The organism is Roseateles sp., assembly GCF_031397715.1.
Lineage (GTDB): Bacteria > Pseudomonadota > Gammaproteobacteria > Burkholderiales > Burkholderiaceae_C > Paucibacter_A.
The window spans coordinates 1-17610 of record NZ_JANNMI010000395.1; the positions used below are offsets into that span (position 1 = coordinate 1).

General features: G+C 65.2%; 10 protein-coding genes and 1 pseudogene. 5 read left to right on the forward strand and 6 right to left on the reverse strand.

Annotated elements, in window-relative coordinates; translation table 11 throughout:
• Window positions 1-72 precede the first annotated feature (72 nt).
• Window positions 73-936, forward strand: coding sequence for a hypothetical protein (locus RMO57_RS17095; RefSeq protein ID WP_310388657.1), 864 nt, complete (start codon window positions 73-75; stop codon window positions 934-936).
• A gap of 469 nt (window positions 937-1405) precedes the next feature.
• On the opposite strand, the gene RMO57_RS17100 is transcribed toward RMO57_RS17095, so the two are convergent.
• From RMO57_RS17100 to glnE, 5 genes are all read right to left on the reverse strand, one after another.
• Entirely contained in the window at window positions 1406-4297 is a 2892-nt protein-coding gene (locus RMO57_RS17100) for an ABC transporter substrate binding protein (RefSeq protein ID WP_310388658.1), read from the reverse strand.
• A gap of 42 nt (window positions 4298-4339) precedes the next feature.
• Window positions 4340-5899, reverse strand: a complete 1560-nt coding sequence (locus RMO57_RS17105) for a methyl-accepting chemotaxis protein (RefSeq protein ID WP_310388659.1) — start codon at window positions 5897-5899, stop codon at window positions 4340-4342.
• A gap of 253 nt (window positions 5900-6152) precedes the next feature.
• Window positions 6153-6815: a glutathione S-transferase gene (locus RMO57_RS17110; protein WP_310388661.1), complete on the reverse strand. Its 663-nt coding sequence runs from the start codon at window positions 6813-6815 to the stop codon at window positions 6153-6155.
• A 128-nt stretch (window positions 6816-6943) separates the two neighbouring features.
• Window positions 6944-7558 carry a rhombosortase gene (gene rrtA / locus RMO57_RS17115; protein WP_310388664.1) on the reverse strand — a complete coding sequence of 205 codons (615 nt, stop codon included), beginning with the start codon at window positions 7556-7558 and terminating at the stop codon, window positions 6944-6946.
• Window positions 7537-10320: a bifunctional [glutamate--ammonia ligase]-adenylyl-L-tyrosine phosphorylase/[glutamate--ammonia-ligase] adenylyltransferase gene (gene glnE, locus RMO57_RS17120; RefSeq protein WP_310388667.1), complete on the reverse strand. Its 2784-nt coding sequence runs from the start codon at window positions 10318-10320 to the stop codon at window positions 7537-7539. The genes rrtA and glnE overlap by 22 nt, the downstream gene beginning before the upstream one ends.
• A gap of 147 nt (window positions 10321-10467) precedes the next feature.
• Between glnE and RMO57_RS17125 the strand changes: the two genes are divergently transcribed.
• The 3 genes from RMO57_RS17125 to RMO57_RS17135 are packed head-to-tail and all read left to right on the forward strand — an operon-like array spanning window position 10468 to window position 16044.
• Window positions 10468-14496 (forward strand): YhdP family protein, encoded by a 4029-nt coding sequence (locus RMO57_RS17125; RefSeq protein WP_310388668.1) that lies wholly within the window; start codon window positions 10468-10470, stop codon window positions 14494-14496.
• A 10-nt stretch (window positions 14497-14506) separates the two neighbouring features.
• The gene (locus RMO57_RS17130; RefSeq protein ID WP_310388670.1) at window positions 14507-15460 is read left to right on the forward strand and encodes a carbon-nitrogen hydrolase family protein; all 954 of its coding nucleotides are present in this window, start codon (window positions 14507-14509) and stop codon (window positions 15458-15460) included.
• Window positions 15461-15477: 17 nt separating this feature from the next.
• The gene (locus RMO57_RS17135) at window positions 15478-16044 is read left to right on the forward strand and encodes a hypothetical protein (RefSeq protein WP_310388672.1); all 567 of its coding nucleotides are present in this window, start codon (window positions 15478-15480) and stop codon (window positions 16042-16044) included.
• Between the two features lie 5 nt (window positions 16045-16049).
• Here RMO57_RS17135 and RMO57_RS17140 read toward each other — a convergent pair whose 3' ends face one another.
• Window positions 16050-17288: an FAD-dependent monooxygenase gene (locus tag RMO57_RS17140; protein WP_310388675.1), complete on the reverse strand. Its 1239-nt coding sequence runs from the start codon at window positions 17286-17288 to the stop codon at window positions 16050-16052.
• Between the two features lie 105 nt (window positions 17289-17393).
• Here RMO57_RS17140 and RMO57_RS17145 point away from each other — a divergent pair.
• Window positions 17394-17610 (forward strand): annotated as a pseudogene (locus RMO57_RS17145) (hypothetical protein); the annotation flags it as partial.

Here is a 17610-nt window from a genome sequence, read left to right on the forward strand (position 1 = left end):
TGATGGTCTCCAGCGACGAGCCCTCGAAGCTCTTGCAAACTCGACGCGCTGCTGCTGTATGAGACCGATGAGGTGCGGCGCTTTGCCGAGGCCATTGTCGACACCCAGGTCACGCACCAGCGGCTTTACAGCCTGACGCAGGCACCGACCGACCGCTTCAACGGCCAGCTGAAGTCACTGACCGATGCCATCGCGCATTGGGAGCGGGCCTGGCGCACGGCGGACGAGGCCAAGGATGAGCGAGCCATGGCTCACGCGGACGCCCAGCGCGCTGAGCTGAGCACCGCGCGAGACAAGCTATTGGTCTTCCGTGAGGGCTTGGGCAAGTTCGTGCGGACCTATGAATACGTGGCGCAGTTGGTGGACTTTGGCGACCCGGTGCTGGAGGGCTTTGCCAAGTTCGCGCGCCTGCTGGGCAAGCGGCTGGAGGGCCTGAGCAGCGAGGAAGTGGATCTGGGCGACCTGCTGCTGACGCATTACAGGATCCAGCGGGACGGCGGGTTAGCGGGTGTCGCCCCAGATGGCGGCGCGCCCCTTCTTTACCCTATCACCGACAACGGCCTGCGCGAGGCCCGCGACCGCGAGAAGGCCTATTTGTCCGAGCTGATCGCCAAGCTGAATCAGGTTTTTGGCAAGCAGGTCAGCGATAGCGATCAGGTGGCCTTGGCCGTGCATGTGTCGGAGAAGCTGCGCGGTGATGCCGGCGTGATGGCGCAGGTGCAGAACAACCCGAAGAGTGAGGCGATGAAGGCCAAACTGCCAGGGGCGGCGGTACAGGCGATCGTGGGCGCGATGAACTCGCATCAGCAGTTGGCGACGCGCTTGCTCAGTGACGAGGCGACGCGTCAGGTGTTTTTGGACGTGGTGTACGAGTTGCTGGTGAGCGAGAAGGCGGCGTCTTTGGCGCAGGCGGGCAGGGGCAATCGGCTGGGCTAAACGCTGCGGAGCGCTGTAAAAAAGCCCCGAAATCGGCAAATGTAATGCCGTCGCTCGGCACGTCGTTGTGCCAAAGTTGATGTTGCGGGCGCAACGGCAACGGCAATGGCAGCTCAAGGCTGGCCGCTTATGCTGGGCTTGGGCGGTCCATTGACCGCCGCCTTCGATGCCGGCCATTGGGTATTTCGTTGAACGGAGGTCAGCTGTACCTTCCGAAGCTGCCACGCAACGAATGCCGAGCGCTAACCCCGCTGAGTGCCAGGCGCTGACTGATCCAACGACAGCTTTCACAAGCTGCGAAATAGCATCAGGGCAGCGCCGACGCAAACAACGAACGTGCTCGCGTTGGGCAGCTCAGTGCCCAGCCGACCTGATCCCGGGGCTTGCTGGAGATGCCAAACATGGATGGGAAACAACCGTTGAGTGGCTGAGCGACTCCCGCACCCAATCGCACTGCTGCCCGCGAGGGCTAGATCTCGTGCGGTTTGGAATCCACGTACAGCGGCAGCTGCAACTCGAAACGGCAGCCAAAGCCGGGTTTGCTGCTGACCTCAATGCTGCCGCCCAAGACGCCGGTGACAAGGTTGTAGACGATGTAGAGGCCCAGGCCGCTGCCGCCTTGACCAAATCTTGTCGTGTAAAAAGGCTCGAAAAGATGGCGCAGCGCCGCCGCCGCAATGCCGCATCCATTGTCGGCATAACTGATCAAGACGGCGGAGCCCTGTATTTGCGCCTGGATGGTGATGCGCCCCTCGCCCCGAGCTTCAAAGCCATGCTTGATCGAGTTCGATAACAAATGAGTGAGGATTTGCTCCAGCGGCCCAGGAAAACTATAGAGCCGGATGCTGGGGTCAATGTCGACCTCAATCTGCGCTCTGTCCAATAGATGGCTGGCGCGCATCATCGACAGACTGTCGTGGACCAGGCTTTGCAAGCAAAACTCTCGTCTGTGCGTGCTGCTTTGATCGACCGCGATTTGCTTGAAGTCGGCCACCAGTTTGGCGGCGCGCTCGGCGTTGCGCTCGATCAGCAGGCTGGCATCACGCAGTTGATCCACGCGAGTCTGCACCTCGGCCCGGCGCAGGCGCCCGCCCAGCAGCTCTTCGCCAAAGGTCTTGCTGGTTTGTGAAATTGTCGAGGCGACGGTCAGCAAATTGCCAACCGGCGTGTTCAGTTCATGCGCTACACCTGCCACCAAGCTGCCCAGGGCCGCCATCTTGTCGGCCTGTAACAGTTGCGCCATTGCCAATTCAAGTTCCTGGCTGCGGGTTTGCACACGGGCTTCCAACTCTTGGTTCAGTGCGAGCAGGCTTTCTTGCGAATGCTTGAGCGCCGTCACATCGATCACGGTTTCAATCGCGCCGACCACCAGCCCCTGCTCGTCGCGCAAGGGTGCCGCGCAAAAGCGCAGCCAAAGTTTGCCGCGTTCGCCCTGCGCGGGCACGCAGGACTCTCCTTCCCATGCGCCAGGCACTTCATCGCTGCTGCGCAGTTGATCGCCATACAGCTGCCGCAAGGCCTCGACGTCCAGGCCGTCCACCACCGCATCCACCAGGCAGGGCCTGGCCGTGGGATACATGCCGCGCCAGGCCTCATGGCTGCCGATGATGTCCTTCGCCGCCACCCCGGTCAGCCGGGTCATTTGTTCGTTCCAAAAGGTCACCTGGTGCTGCGCGTCGATGACGAAGACCGCCACCGGTAGGTTTTGGTAGATCTGCGTGACCCGGTGCTGAAAGGCTTGGGCCTGCGTCTCCAGTTGCTTACGGTCGGAAACATCGCGCACCGTGGAAATGATGCGTTCGCCCGTCGGCAATGTGAACGCGGTCAAGGACACATCGGCCCAAAAGTGGCTGCCGTCTTTGCGGCGCGAGCGCCATTCAAAGAACTGCGGCCCCTCGTTTTTGGCCTTGGCGATGCGCTCGGCCACCATGGTCCCGGTGTAGTGATTCGCCTCGTCACTGAGTTGGCCCGGACTCAGCAAGAGCGCCTCGGCCCGGGTATAGCCGTAAAGGCTGCAAAAACGCGGATTGACATCAACGATGGCCAAGCTATTGCCGTCGCGCACCAAGATGGCATCGCTGCTGCCGTTGAACAAGGCCAGATAATTCTGCGTGCTGTTCCGCAAGGCCTGTTCCGAGCGTTGCCGCAGCCTGATCCCGTTGATCAAGAGCGCAATGATGACCACCAGGCTGCCAAATAGGCTGATCAACCAGCCCAGATAGGGGCGCAGGTCGGCCCACCAGTCGGCCGGGCGCTGCAACACCACCGCCTTCGCCGGCAGGGCGGCCTCGTCAATGCCCCAGCGGAGCAATTGTTGATGCTCGAAAGTCGGCGCACCCAGACCGGCCGTCATCGGCAGCTCATCCGCGCGCTGGCCCCGCAAGACCTGCAGCGCAAGGCGGCCCAGATACTCTCCTTGCTGCCGGCCGGTGACCAAATAGCCCCCCAGCACGCCCGCTTGCATGCTGACGTCCCGTGTGACGGTCAAGGGGGCCGTGGCCGCTTGCGCCCAGAGTTTGCTGGCCTCCTCATGGCTGAGCACGCGCCCATGGGCGTCGAGGTTGAAGGGCAGGGCAAGCACCAGATCGCTGGCGCTCAAGGCCCGCAGGCGGGCCTGCACCTCTTGCACCGACAGCCGCGTCAGATGTTCGACCTGCAGGCTCGGCCGCTGGGCCAAGATCGGCGCCAAGCTGGCCACCTGGGCCAGGCTGGTGCGGCTTTGGTCATGGATGATCACGACCCGCTGGGTTTGCGGCAGCAGTTGCAACATCAGCGCAAGGTTTTGGCCCTCATCGCTGTCGTCGAATACGCCGCTGATATTGCCCTCCTGCTGCAAGCTTGCCCGGCGGCTGCCCGAGACGCCGGAGAACAAGATGGGCACGCCCGGGAAGTGGTGAGCCCGCATGCGCAGCGCAAGGTCCAAGGCATCGTCATCGGTGGCCAACAACAGCCGGGGCGGCGTGGCTCCGTACTTGCTCAGCAACAGGGCTTCAATTTGCTGCTGATAGGCGGGCAGCGGCCGCACATTCTTGGTGTCCAGAAAGTCCAGACTCAGCTTGATGGGCCGCTCGTAGCGGGCCAGCTCGCTGCGCAAGCCGGCGATCTGCTCGTCACTCCAGGCCATGCCGGCGTGGTAGGACACCAGCAGCATCACGCGTGCGGCGGGCTCTGTACTCGGTTCAGCGCCCCGCGGCTCAGCACCCTGCGGCGCAGGGCTGCCGGCCTGTGCCTGCGTCGTTTGATTGGTTTGCGCACCCGCCAAACCGCTGCAGATTAGCCAGCAGGCCAGCAACAAAGCCTTCAGCGAGGCCGCCCCAGAAGTCTTGAAAAAAGCCTCAGAAACTTGAGCGAACCAGGTCATGGGCGGGCGCCTGGCGAGTTTTGGCACGGGGCTGCGCCATGCTCAGCGGTGAGTGCGTTTATCCGCCAATTTGAAGAACGCCATCACCTGCACCAAGGCCTGAGCCTGGGTGCGCAAGCTGCTGGCCGCGGCCGCCATTTCTTCGACCAGGGCGGAGTTCTGCTGGGTCACTTGATCCATCTGCTGCACCGCGCCGCCAATCTGCGCAACGCCCGAGCTTTGCTCGCTGCTGGCGGCGCTGATCTCGCCCATGATGTGGGTGACTTTTTGAATCGAGGCCACCACCTCGGTCATGGTGACGCCGGCCCGGTCGACCAAGCTGCTGCCCAATTCAACCCGCTCCACGCTGGTGCTGATCAAGGACTTGATTTCCTTGGCCGCCTCGGCCGAACGCCCGGCCAAGCTGCGCACCTCGGAAGCCACCACCGCAAAGCCGCGCCCTTGCTCGCCGGCCCGGGCCGCTTCGACGGCCGCATTGAGCGCCAGGATATTGGTCTGGAAGGCGATGCCGTCGATGACGGTGATGATGTCGGCAATCCGCTTGGAGCTGTCGTTGATGCCCTTCATCGTCTCGACCACCTCATTGACGACATCGCCCGCCTTGACAGCCACTTGGGACGCTGTCATCGCCATCTGGTTGGCTTGCCTGGCGTTCTCGGCGTTTTGCTTGACGGTGGCGCTCAACTCTTCCATTGAGGCTGCGGTTTGCTGGATGGCGCTGGCCTGCATCTCCGTGCGGGCGCTTAAATCGTGGTTGCCCTGGGCAATTTCGGCGCTGGCGGTGGAGACGCCCTCGGCGTTCTCCCTGACCTCGCCGACGATATGGGCCAATTTGTCACGCATCGCCAGCAGAGCTTGCAGCATCTGCGCGGATTCGTCCGAGCCTTGGGCGGCAATGCTGGCGGACAAATCGCCGTCGCTGATCGCTTGGGCCGAACTGACCGCTTGGTTGATCGGGCGCGTGATGGCTCTTGTCGCTACGAGGGCAAAGCCCAAGCCCAAAGCCAGCGACAAGAGGGCACCCAGACCCAACATCCATTGGCCGGCTTGCGCCACGCCATTGGTTGCGGCCTGGCTCTTGCTCAGCATGTCGTCCATATGCTGATCCAACTTGGCGAGCGTCGCCAGATAGGTGGTGGCCAGGGGCTGCAGCGTCGACTTGACCGCTTCGGCGACATCTTCACCCGCCAGTTTCTTCTTCATCAGCTCGCTGCGTGGCCCACGGTAGAGCTCGCGGGCCCGGCCGATATCGGCCAGCAACTCTTTGCCTTTGGCATCGCTGACCAAGGGTTCCAGCTGCTTCTGGGTCTCGCCAATGATTTTGGAGGTGGCTTCCATATCGGCCTGCAAGGCCTTGATAAAAGCGGCGTCACTGGCGAACAAGGCGGCCGAGGTGCGGACCCAGTTCAAGTTGATATTGGCCGACCAGTGCGCCGCCAAGCTGCTGCGCTCCATCTCGACGGTGGCCAAATTATGGGCCGCCGCCCGCAGCGTGCCGAGCCGCCACACGCCAATCCCCGCAATCAGGGCCGTGATGAAAAGCACGGCGCCAAACGCCAAGCCTAAGCGGGTCCCGATTCTGATATTGCTGCCAGATTTCATACCTGTCCCCTTTCTCATCGCCGCTTGTGGCAGCATTTTTGAGTCCGTCAATTCTGCTGCGCCAGCATCTGTCTGCGCAAGGCTGAAGCTTGTTGAGTCAGCTCAGTTGAGCTGAACTGACAGTGTGGGGCACTGGCGCTTGCAAAGGGGTGGAAAAAGCATGAGAAAAGCCACTCATTAGCGACGTTGGTCCGCGGCGGGGTCAGGTGATGCCCCACCCACAAAATTTCTGGCAGGCTCATGCTGACCGGCCTCAGCCTTGCGCTTTAAGCAGCGCGATGCGTTCCTGATCGGCCTTGCGGTCGGCCGCCACCTTCAATGCCGCCGGGCGTTCGCCGATCAGCTTGGCATAGGGTTTCCAGTCGACGCCGCCGGCCGCCAGCAGGTCCTCGCCCAACACCGCCTTGCTGGCCATCGCCACCAGCGGCAGGCTGACCCAGGCCGCGCAGTCGGCCATGCCAAAGCTGTCACCGCCGACATAGGGGCCAAAGCGGGCCAGCCGTTTGAAGCCGGCGATATTGCTGACCAACAGCTTGTGCACGCGCGCCTTGGTGCCCTCGCTGACCGTGCCGCCGAAAAAGGCCTGGCCGTACAGTTCGCGGGCGACCAGTTCCAGATGCAGCTCGATGAAGGTGATCAGCTCGCGCTGCTTGGCCGCCTCAAAAGGGTCGGCCGGCAGCAGCGCCGGGCTAGGGTGGGCGGCTTCCAGGTAGTCAAGGATGACCTGGCTTTCACACAAAGCGCCCATCGGTGTGCGGATGAAAGGCACCTTGCCGAGTGGGCTGCAGCTCAGCACCGACTCTTCGGGCGAGTGCGTCATCACCTGCACTTCCTCAAAGGCAATGCCCTTCTCGAGCATGAAGAACTTGACCTTGTTGTAATAGTTGGAGAGTGAAAAACCGCAAAGCTGAATCATCGCCGGCCTCCTGAGCAGGGGTAAATAATCAAATAGGAGCCCCAGTCTACGGCGCGCGAGCGTGCCAATTTGCCACCATGGCGACAGTGCTTCATGGCCCAGAGCAGGGCCGCAGCCATCCGGCTGAATCACCGAGCTTTTTTGCCTGCCGCTGCCCTGCGGCGCTGTAAGCACAGCAAACCAAGCGCACTGAATGCCCCGGCCAGCGCGCCGGTCAAATGCGAGAACGGCACCACCGCGATGTCCCACTCGGCCAAATGGCGCAGCGGCGCGCCCAGCGGCTGCTCCTGCCAGAGCTTGATGAGCAGGCCCAGCGTGACACAGGCACCGATCCAGCGTTCGCGGCCGGCGCGCGATAGCAACTCGACCAGCACCACCGCCACACCGGCATGCAGCACGCCCGAGAGCCCACCGAAATGCAGCAATGTTGGCTGCAGCAGCAGCGCGATTTGCGTCAGCGGCCAGGCGATGACCCAGGCCAAGGCGCAGCGCGGTGGGACCCGCGCGCCCCAGCCGAACAAGCTGACGACGGCGCAGGCCAGCAGATTGGCCCACAAGTGCTGGCGGCTCCAATGCACAAAAGCGCTGCTCCAGGCCCGCCAGGGCTCGCCGGCGGCCAGTTGCGGCTGCCAGTCCAACGCCGCGCTCGGCGCCAGCCAGGCCAGCAGCGCGCTCAGGCCGAGGAAGTTGCCGAAGCCTCTCCAGGCTTGGAGAAGCGTCTTCAGACGAACACCGACTGCCACAAGGCCAGCACCGGGTCGCGGTGGTGGTCAAGGCCCAGCGTGGCCAGGTCGGCCGCGTCAACCGCCGTCGGTTGCTCATCCAGGCGGGCCCGGTGCTGAGCGCGGCGCAGTTCGCGGTAGGCATTGGCGGCTTGGCTGCCAACGCCGTCCGGCAGCAGGCCGGCCGCTTCAGCGCGCTGCAGCAGGGCGATGGCGCCGGCATTGGCGATCAAGGTCGGGTGCGCGCCGGCATGGGCCAGCACCAGAAACTGCAGCGCGAACTCGGCGTCCATCATGCCGCCGGGGCTGTGTTTGACGTCGAACTTGCCGGCCCTGATGGGATGCGCGGCGCGCACCTTGTCGCGCATGGCCTGAATCTCCTGGCGCAGCGCCGCCTGGTCGCGCGGCGCGGTCAGCACATGGCGGCGCACCGCCTCGAAACGCTCGGCCAGGCTCGCGTCGCCGGCACAAAAGCGCGCCCTTGTGATCGCCTGATGCTCCCAGGTCCAGGCGGTATTGCTGCCGCGCCCGGTCTGGTACTTTTCGAACGACGCGAGCGAGGTCACCAACATGCCGGAATTGCCGTTTGGACGCAGCGCGGTGTCGATGTCGAACAGCTCACCGGCCGAGGTGCGCACGGTCAGCCAGGTGATCAGCTTGCGCACAAAGGCACCGTAGATTTCGGGCACCAGATCCTTGGCGGCCTCATCGCCTTCGTCTGAATCATCGAACAAGAACACAACGTCGAGGTCGCCGCCATAGCCCAGCTCCTTGCCGCCGAGCTTGCCATAGGCAATCACCGCAAAGCGCGGCGAGGGGCGATGCGCCTGTTTGAGCCGCGCCCAGGTCCAGTCAATCGTGCATTGCAGAATCGCGTCGGCCAGCGCCGACAGCTCGTCGCCGGCCTCCTCGACGCTGATTTGCCCTTCGATATCGCGCACCAGCGTGCGGAACACCTCCGCGTGATGCGCGCGCCTGAGCGTGTCGAGCAAGGCCTCGTCATGCGCCTCGCCGCTGCGCTCCCAGCCGGCGTGGCGTCCTTGCAAGTCCTGCAAGAACACCGCGCCGTCAAAGCGGTCATGCTGCAGGCGGCTGTCGGCCAGCTCGTCGATGACGCCCGGGTGCAGCATCAAATAGCGCATAGGCCAGCGCGCCAGGCCGAGCAAGCGCAACAGCCTTGCCTGCACCGCCGGCCGCTCGACCAAGAGGGCCAGATAGCTTTCACGCCGCAGCAGCGGTTCGATCCAATCGACGAAGCGCAGCGCGGCGGCCATGCTGCAGCCCTCGTCGCGCACGGCGATGGCGGCCCGGGCTATCAGCTTGGCCAAGCGCAGGCGCGACTCCTCACGCAGGCTTTGCACCCGTGGCTGGCCGGCCCAGCGCCGCACGGCCGTGGCCAGCTCGGTCGGCAGCTTGGCCAAAAACTCCTCCGCATCGACCGGCAGCGCCGGCCCATTGCAGCTGCGGCAGCCATTCGCCTTGTTGCTGGGTGCCTGGCCGTCGTGCAACAAGGCATCGAACTCGGTGGCGACGATTTCGCGCACCTCACCCAGGCGGTCCAGCAATTGACAAGACTCCAGCTGGCAGGTCATCCCCATGCTGCGTGCGATCCACTTCAGGTCCGCATCATTGCTTGGCAGGCAATGGGTTTGCTGATCGTCGAGGAATTGAATGCGGTGTTCGACCTGGCGCAAGAAGACATAGGCGGCGCTGAGCTTTTCGGCCGCCTCGGCCGTCATCAGGCCGCGCTCGGCCAGCTTGGCCAAGGCCTTGACGGTTGAGCGGGTGCGGATCTCGGGGAACTGGCCGCCGCGCACCACCTGCAGCAATTGCGCGGTGAACTCGATCTCGCGGATGCCGCCGCGCGAGAGCTTGACGTCATTGGCGCGCTCGGGCCGGCCGACCGCACGCGAACGCGCCTCGTCGCGGATCTTGCGGTGCAATTGCCGCAGGCCTTCGAACACGCCGTAGTCCAGATAGCGGCGGTAGACAAAGGGCGCCACCAGCGAACGCAGGCCCAGGGCGCTGCCACTCTGTACGCTTTCAAGTGGTGCGACAACCCGGCTCTTCAGCCAGGCAAAGCGCTCCCATTCACGACCCTGCACCAGGAAATACTCTTCCAGCATCGCCATGCTGACGGCGGCCGGGCCGGAATTGCCGTTTGGCCGCAGCGCCAAGTCGACCCGGAACACTTGGCCGTCGTCGGTGACCTCGCCGATCAGGGCGTAGAGGCGTTTGGCGACCAGGGCGAAGTATTCATGCGCCGAGATGGATCCTTTGCCGTGTTGGTTCCCATCTGTTTGGCCGTCATCGTCATAGACGTAGATGAGATCAATGTCAGACGACACATTCAGCTCGCGTGCGCCCAGCTTGCCCATGCCCAGTACCCAGAATTCGATCACCTCGCCGGCGGCGTTGCGGGCCGCGCCGCTGAGGGCATCTTGCTCGGCGCGCGCCTGCTGCAAGGCCAGGCAGAGCGTCACTTCGGCCAGGCTGGTCATCACCTCGGTGATCTCATGCATAGCCGCGCCGGCTTCGATGTCCAACACCGCCAAGCGCTCCAGGATCAGGTGGCGTGCCACCCGCAGCGCGCCGGCCAAGGGTCGGCCACCGGCTTGCAGGGCGGCAATCAATTGCTCAATCGCGGCTCTATCCGGCTGGCCGGCCGGCAGCAAATTCAGCTCAGGCGCGTAGCGGCGCCTGATGCGTTGCACAAATCGGCTGTGTTCGGCCAAAGCCGCCGGCGCAGTCTCGGGGACAATGGCGGGATCAAGTGTTGTCATGGCTCGCTAGGGTGGCATTGCTTGGGGTCGCGACGGCCAGCGTCAACACATTCGAACTCGGTCTCACGGGCTGCTCCCCTTTTAATGTCAGTATCTGTTTCCTCACCTGCCACGCGGCTGCTCTGGCTCAAACGACCCGGCCGGCTGATGCGTCGCCTGCTCGCCTGGGCCTTGGGCCTGATCTTGCTGGCCTGGGGCTTGTTGGTGCTGGCTTGGGCGGTTTTGCACTGGGCGATTCTGCCGCACATCGATGAATGGCGTCCGGCCCTGGAGCGCCACGCCTCACAAGCGCTGGGGGCGCCGGTGCGCATAGGCAGCATCAGCGTCACCTCGGGCGGCTGGATTCCCGCCATCGAGATGCGAGAGGTGCGCTTGCTGGACCCCAGCGGTCGCGAAGCGCTGCGCCTGCCGCGGGTGGCGGCGGCGCTGTCGGCGCGCTCACTGCTGAGCCTGAATTTGCGCTTTGAGCAATTGCTGATTGATGCGCCCCAAATCGAGGTGCGCCGCGACGCCAAGGGCCGCTTCTTTGTGGCGGGCCTGAGCGTTGACGAGGCGGTGGCTCAGCCTGAGTCCACCGGCCTGGCCGAGGAATGGGCCGACTGGCTGCTGTCGCAACATGAGTTCGTGATCCTGAACGGCCGCGTGCGCTGGGTCGATGAGCGCCGTAGCGCGCAAGCGCTGGAGCTGTCGGACCTGAACCTGGTCATGCGCAATGGGGTGCGCCGCCATGAAATTCGGCTCGACGCCACGCCGCCGCCCGAGTGGGGCCAGCGTTTTGGCCTGCGCGGCCGCTTCACACAGGCGCTGCTGCTGCGCCGGCCCAGCGATTTTCAGGGGTGGAGCGGCCAGCTCTATGCCGATTTGCCCCGTGCCGATCTGCGCGAGCTGCGCCGCCATGTCGATCTGCCCTTTGAGTTGAGCGAGGGCGACGGCGCGCTGCGGGCCTGGATTGATTTCAAGAGCGGCAGCCCGAGTGGGGTGACGACGGATATGGCGCTGCGCACCGTCAAACTGCGCCTGGTGCCGCAGGCCGACCCGCTCGACCTGGCGCAAATCGAGGGCCGCCTGCAGTTCCTGCATGCCCCACAAGCGCTCAGCCTGCAGGCGACCCGGCTCGGTTTTATCAGCGGCGACGGCGTGGTGTGGCCGCGCTCCGACTGGAAGCTGGCCCTGCGTTTGCCCAAGCCGGTGGCGGGCGCGGCCGCAGCCGGGTTGCCGATCGGCGGCGAGCTGTCGGCCGAACGGCTGGACCTGGCCCTGATGAGTCAGCTGACGCAGCGCCTGCCCTTTGATGCGCAGACCCATGCCTGGTTGGCCGAGATGGCGCCGCAAGGGGTGATTAGCCGGCTCAACGCGAGCTGGGACGGCGCGCTGATCGAACCGCGCCGCTACCAGGTCAAGGGCCGGCTCGAAGGCTTGCAGCTCGGTGGCGCCAAGGCTGGGGTGGAGCGCCTGGGCCTGCGCGGGCTGACGGTGCAGCTCGACGCCAACGAACGCGGCGGGCAGGCGCAGCTGAGCATGGCCGATGGCGCGCTGGAGCTGCCCGGCGTCTTCCGCCAAGAGCTGCCGGCGATGCAAAGCCTGAGCGCCAAGCTGGACTGGCGTATTGAGGCCAAGCCCAAGCAAGCGCCACAGATTGAATTGCGCATCAGCCGTTTGGCGCTGGCCAATCAAGACCTGCGCGGTGAGTTCGATGCGGTCTGGCGCAGCGGCAACCGGGCCGGCCAGAGCCGCTTGCCGGGCTGGCTGGAACTGACTGGGCAGTTCGACAAGATTGACGCGGTCAAGATCCACCGCTATTTGCCCTTAGCCGTCGGCAACCATACGCTGGACTATGTGCGGGATGCGCTGCGCGGCGGCGAAGCGCGCGCCATCGATGTGCGCTTGCGCGGCGAGCTGGCAAAGTTCCCGTTCGCGGGCGAGAAGGAGCGCGACGGACAATTCCGCATCACCACGCAAGCGCGCGATATCGAGCTGCTTTATGTGACCGGCTCCGAGGGACGCCCCTCGAACTGGCCGGCGCTGGAGCATGTCAATGCCGACCTGGTGTTCGAGCGCGGCAGCATGCAGATCAAGGCAGGCCGCGCCAAGGTGTTTGGCTATGAGCTGACCGGCATCAAGGGCGGCATCAAGGACCTTTTGTTCAAACATCAGCTGGAGCTCGAAGGCAGCGGCACTGGCCCCGGCACCGAGCTGTTGAAGTTTGTGCGCCAGAGCCCGGTCAACGAGGCCAGTGGCGGCTTGCTGGCGGCGGCCAGCGCCAGCGGCGCGGCGAACCTGAAGCTGAGCCTGAACTTGCCCTTGAATGACATGGATAAATCGGTGGTCAAGGGCGCTGTGCAGCTCTTGGGCGGCGACTTGCGCCTGCGCCCCGATGTGCCGCTGATGGCCAATGCCAGCGGCCGCATCGAATTTGACCGCCAGGGCGTGACGCTGCAGGGCCTGCAGGCCCGTGCGCTGGGCGGCGAACTCAATATCGAGGGGGGCAGCCAGGTGGGCGGCGGCCTGCGTTTCACCGCCACCGGCGTGGCCACGGCCGAGGCCTTGCGGCGCATGCCCGAACTGGGCGCCGTCGCCAAGCTGGCGCAAGTGGCCAGCGGCCAAACCAGCTACCGCCTGCAATTGGGTCTGCAGCAGGGCCAGGCCGACTATGCCTTGACCAGCAACCTGGTCGGCCTGGGGCTGGACTTGCCGGCGCCGCTGCGCAAGGACCCGGCCGTGGCCCTGCCGCTGCGCCTGCAGCTGAAGCCGGACGGGGGCCGCGATGAGCTGCGCCTTGAGCTCGGCAATCTGCTGCAAGCGCATTACCAGCGCGATGTGTCGGTCACGCCGGCGCGGGTCTTGCGCGGCGCCCTCAGCGTGCAGGACAGCCTGCCGGGGCTGCCGGCCAATGGCGTGCAAATGCAGGCCAATCTGGACAGCGTCAATCTGGATGCCTGGCAGGGCTTGGCGCGGCGGCTGCTGGGCACGCCATCGCTCGCCGGCAAAGAAGGCGAGCCGCTGGTCGGCATGAGCAGTGGCTATCTGCCGACCCAGATTGCGCTGCGTGCCAATGCGCTGCAAGTGGCGGGGCGCTCACTCACCCGGGTGGTGGCGGGCGTGACGCAGGCGCCCGGGACGGGGCCGGCAGCGGGCGCTTGGCGCTTCACCGTTGACGCGCAGCAGCTGGCCGGCTTTATTGAGCTGCGGGCGGCCCAAGCCGGGCAGGCCGGGCTTGTTTTTGCGCGCCTGAGTCGCCTGTCGGTGCCGCGGCATGACGCCGAGGGCGTGGGCCAAATCCTCGACAGCCAGCCCGGCAATGTGCCGGATCTGGACATCGTCGTCGATGACTTCGAGTTGCGCGGCAAGCGCCTCGGGCGGCTTGAGGTGGCGGCGAGCGCCAGCGGTCCGGCGCATGACTGGCGCCTGAGCAAGCTGCAACTGAAGGCACCCGATGCGGTCTTGAACGCGACCGGCCATTGGCTCAAGGAGCCCGGCCGCGCACAGCGCCGTACCCAGCTGGATTGGAAGTTAGAGCTGCTGGATGCGGGGGATATGTTGGAGCGCATGGGCCAGGGGCGGGTCTTGCGCGGTGGGCGTGGCCAATTGGCCGGCCAGCTCGGCTGGCAGGGCGAGCCGCTGTCGCCCGACTTCCCCAGCATGAGTGGCCAGCTCAATGTGGCGCTGGAGTCGGGGCAATTCCTCAATGTGGAGCCGGGCGTGGGCCGCTTGATGGGGGTGTTGAGCCTGCAGTCGCTGCCGCGCCGGTTCTTGTTCGATTTTCGCGATGTGTTCTCCGAGGGCTTTACCTTCGACGGCGTGACCGGCGATGTCAAGATCGAACAGGGCGTGGCGCGCAGCAGCAATTTGCGCACCCGCGGCGTGCAGGCCACCGTCTTGGTGGACGGCCAGGCGGATCTGGCGGCCGAAACCCAGAATCTGCGTGTGCTGGTGGTGCCCGAGTTCAATACCGGCGGCGCCTCTTTGGCCTATATCGCGATCAACCCGGCGATTGGCCTGGGCACTTTCTTGGCCCAGCTGATCCTGAGCAAACCGCTGGCGGCGGCCAATACGCGTGAGTTTCGTATCACCGGCAGCTGGGAGGACCCCAAGGTCGAGCGGGTCGAACATCAGAGCGGCTTGTTCGGGGCTGCATCAGCGGCCTCCGCCGCCGAACCCGCCGCCAGCGCCCCTTGAGGAGTTCGCCATGAAAATTGCTGCCATTCAAATGGTCTCCGGCCCCGATCTCGCGGTCAATCTGGCGCGTGCCCGCCACTGGCTGGAACAGGCCGCCGCACAAGGCGCCAAGCTGGCGGCTCTGCCCGAGTATTTCTGCCTGATGGGCCAGGCCGACGGCGACAAGCTGGCGCTGGCCGAGGCACCCGGCGATGCTGATGCGCCGATCCAGCAGATGCTCAGCCGCGCCGCTGCCGAGCTGGGCCTGTATTTGATTGGCGGGACGCTGCCGCTGCAGACGAGCACTTCTGAGCGCCCCCAGGGCGACGACTTACGTCGCCCGCCATTCGGCTTGCAAGCCGAATGGCCTTTGCCAGCCACAAAGCCCCTCTCGGGCCTTTGTGCGCGGGCGCAGCCCCCCGAGGGGGTCAAGAAAGGTCGGGACGGCCCTTCCCTTTCTTGCGAGCGGGTCCGCAACGCCTGCTGCGTCTACGGCCCGGATGGCGCGCAAGTGGCGCGTTATGACAAGATGCATTTGTTCCGCTTTGACAACGGCAGCGAGCGCTATGACGAAGGCCGCGTGCTGGAGGCGGGCACAGCGCCGGTGGCCGCGCAGCTGGACTCGCTGCGGGTCGCCTTGAGTGTTTGCTATGACCTGCGCTTCCCCGAGCTCTACCGCGCTCTCGGGCCTTGCGATCTGATCAGCGTGCCCGCTGCCTTCACCTTTGTCACCGGCCAAGCCCATTGGGAGCTGCTGCTGCGCGCACGAGCGGTCGAAAATCAGGCCTATGTCATCGCACCGGCCCAGGGCGGCCTGCATCAGAATGGCCGCAGGACCTGGGGCCACACGATGATCGTCGACCCCTGGGGTGAAGTCTTGGGCTGTTTGCCCGAGGGCGAGGGCCTGGTGCTGGCCGATCTGGACGCCAAACGGCTGGCGGCGATCAGGCACCAACTGCCGGCGCTGCAGCACAGGCGGCTGTGAACCGAGAGACGCATGCAATGAAAAGTCGATTTTGGAGCTCGCTTGTCGGGTTGATGGGGCTGGTCTGGGCGATCAGCCTGGCCGGCTGCGCCAGCCCGACCGAGGCCCCCAAGCTGGCTCTGGATCCGCAAGATAGCTTGCAAATGCGCGGCTGGGTGCCCGACCGCTTAAAGGGTCAGATCTTGCTGTCGCCGGTCACCGGCGGGCGTGCCACCGGCAGTTGGTGGGGCTCCAAGCTCAGCAACGCGGCGCTGCAGGAAGCGATCGAAGAGTCGCTGCGCGCCACCGGCATGCTGGCGCTGCGGCCGGCCAGCGGTGGCTTTTCAATGGAGGCCCAGTTGGTGGACCTGGAACAGCCGATCTTCGGGCTGAACACCAAGGTGGCGCTGACCATGGCCTACACGGTGGTCGACAAACGCAGCGGAGCTGTGGTCTACCAGCGCCGTCTGCGCAGCGTCTATGTGGCCGAGTTCACGGCCGCCATGGTGGACCCGAACGAGCGCTTGCGCCTGGCCACCGAGGGCGCGCTGCGCAGCAATGTCAATTTGATGCTGCGCGACCTGATCGCGCTGGCGCTGAATTAGGGTCCCTAACGCCGACCAAACATCATCTGCCGCGCCAGCGCTTTCTTCAAAGGTGTGGCCGCTTGCAGGGCCGCCAGCGCCAAGCCGCGCGCGATGGGCAAACCCGGCCAGCGCCAAGCGAAAGTGCGGGCGAGGAAATCGGTGGCGGCAATCATGGCCCAACGATCCGGCGCTCGTTGCCATTCAACCCCGCGCAGCGCTGCCTCGATAGGGCCACCGGCGCGCAGCGCGTCGACCAGTGCATAGGCATCGCGCAGGCCCAGATTGAGCCCCTGGCCGGCGACCGGATGCAGCGTCTGTGCGGCATTACCGATGCGCACAATGCGGCCGTCGACCAGGCTGCGCTCGGCATTCAACCCCAGCGCAAAGCACTTCAAGGAGCCGATCGCCTGCAGGCGGCCAACGCTGTCGGGCAGCAGGCTTTGCAGCACCGCCAGGCGCTGCGCGTCGGTCAGGCCAGCGGCATCATCCTCGGCCTGCGGCACACACCAAACCAGGGCCGCACGGCGTTCGCCGGCCTTGGGTGCTAGGGGCAGCACCGCCACCGGCCCATGGCGTGTGAAGCGCTCGTAGGCCGCGCCCAGCGGGCTTTCGTTGGCCAAGGTCAGCGTGCCGACCCAGGCGTTTTGTTGGTAGTCATGCTGGATGGCTTTGCGCGCCTGCTCGGCAAATATGCCGCCCTCGGCCACCACCGCCAGATCGAATTGCTCGGCGATGCCGGCGTCGACTTCCACGCCATCACCCAGCGCCTTCAAGCCCTGGACAGGCGTGCCGAAGCGGCTGCTCAGGCGGCCTGGTTCGAGCGCGGCGCGGGCCAGCCAGCGCGCCTGCAAGGGCGCGACCAATTGGCCATAGCTGATCACCGCGCCCAGCGCACTAACGCCTTGTTCCTGCGCACTCAGCGACACGGCCGGTTCTTCGGCGGGGCCGAACAGCGGGTGCCTCAAGTTCGGTGGCGCTTGGCTGACGCTGACCGTCAGAATCGGCTGCGCGACGCTCGCGTCCCAGGCCTGCAGGCGTTGCAGCAATTGCACGCTGCCCAGCGCCAAGGCCAAGGTGCGCGGATCAGCGGACACATCACGGTTCAGCGGCCGGGCATCAAACAGCGTGATCTGCGCCTGCGGCAACAGCTGCGCGGCCAACAGTGCCAGCGTCAAACCAGCCGGGCCGGCGCCGACCACGGCCAAGCGCAGCCGGTCTGCGCTGACGGCTGAGGCGGCGTCCGGCGATTGAATTGTGCGCATAGCGTTTGATTTCGTTCCCGACGCTGCGGGCAATTGAACTGGCGCAGACTATAGCGGCCGGCCTGCTGTACGCTGCGGCCTTCAACCAATTCCGGAAGATTCGCCATGCAATACCGTCGATTAGGCCGTAGCGGCCTGCAAGTCTCCGAGCTGTCGCTGGGCTCCTGGGTCACCTATGGCAAGCAGGTTGACACCAAGGCGGCGTCCGAAATGCTGGCGGCCGCCTTTGACGGCGGCATCAACTTTTTCGCTCGCGCATGGTGCCGGCGGTCTGGTTGGCGATGTCGCGGACCCGACCAAAGACTTCGATCAGCTGCGACGA

Excerpts from the sequence above, each read along its gene's own strand:
- RMO57_RS17100 (WP_310388658.1), bottom strand. The coding sequence starts at position 4,297 with ATGACCTGGTTCGCTCAAGTTTCTGAGGCTTTTTTCAAGACTTCTGGG.
- RMO57_RS17105 (WP_310388659.1), bottom strand. The coding sequence starts at position 5,899 with ATGAAATCTGGCAGCAATATCAGAATCGGGACCCGCTTAGGCTTGGCG.
- RMO57_RS17110 (WP_310388661.1), bottom strand. The coding sequence starts at position 6,815 with ATGATTCAGCTTTGCGGTTTTTCACTCTCCAACTATTACAACAAGGTC.
- glnE (WP_310388667.1), bottom strand. The coding sequence starts at position 10,320 with ATGACAACACTTGATCCCGCCATTGTCCCCGAGACTGCGCCGGCGGCT.
- RMO57_RS17125 (WP_310388668.1), top strand. The coding sequence starts at position 10,468 with ATGCGTCGCCTGCTCGCCTGGGCCTTGGGCCTGATCTTGCTGGCCTGG.
- RMO57_RS17130 (WP_310388670.1), top strand. The coding sequence starts at position 14,507 with ATGAAAATTGCTGCCATTCAAATGGTCTCCGGCCCCGATCTCGCGGTC.
- RMO57_RS17135 (WP_310388672.1), top strand. The coding sequence starts at position 15,478 with ATGAAAAGTCGATTTTGGAGCTCGCTTGTCGGGTTGATGGGGCTGGTC.
- RMO57_RS17140 (WP_310388675.1), bottom strand. The coding sequence starts at position 17,288 with ATGCGCACAATTCAATCGCCGGACGCCGCCTCAGCCGTCAGCGCAGAC.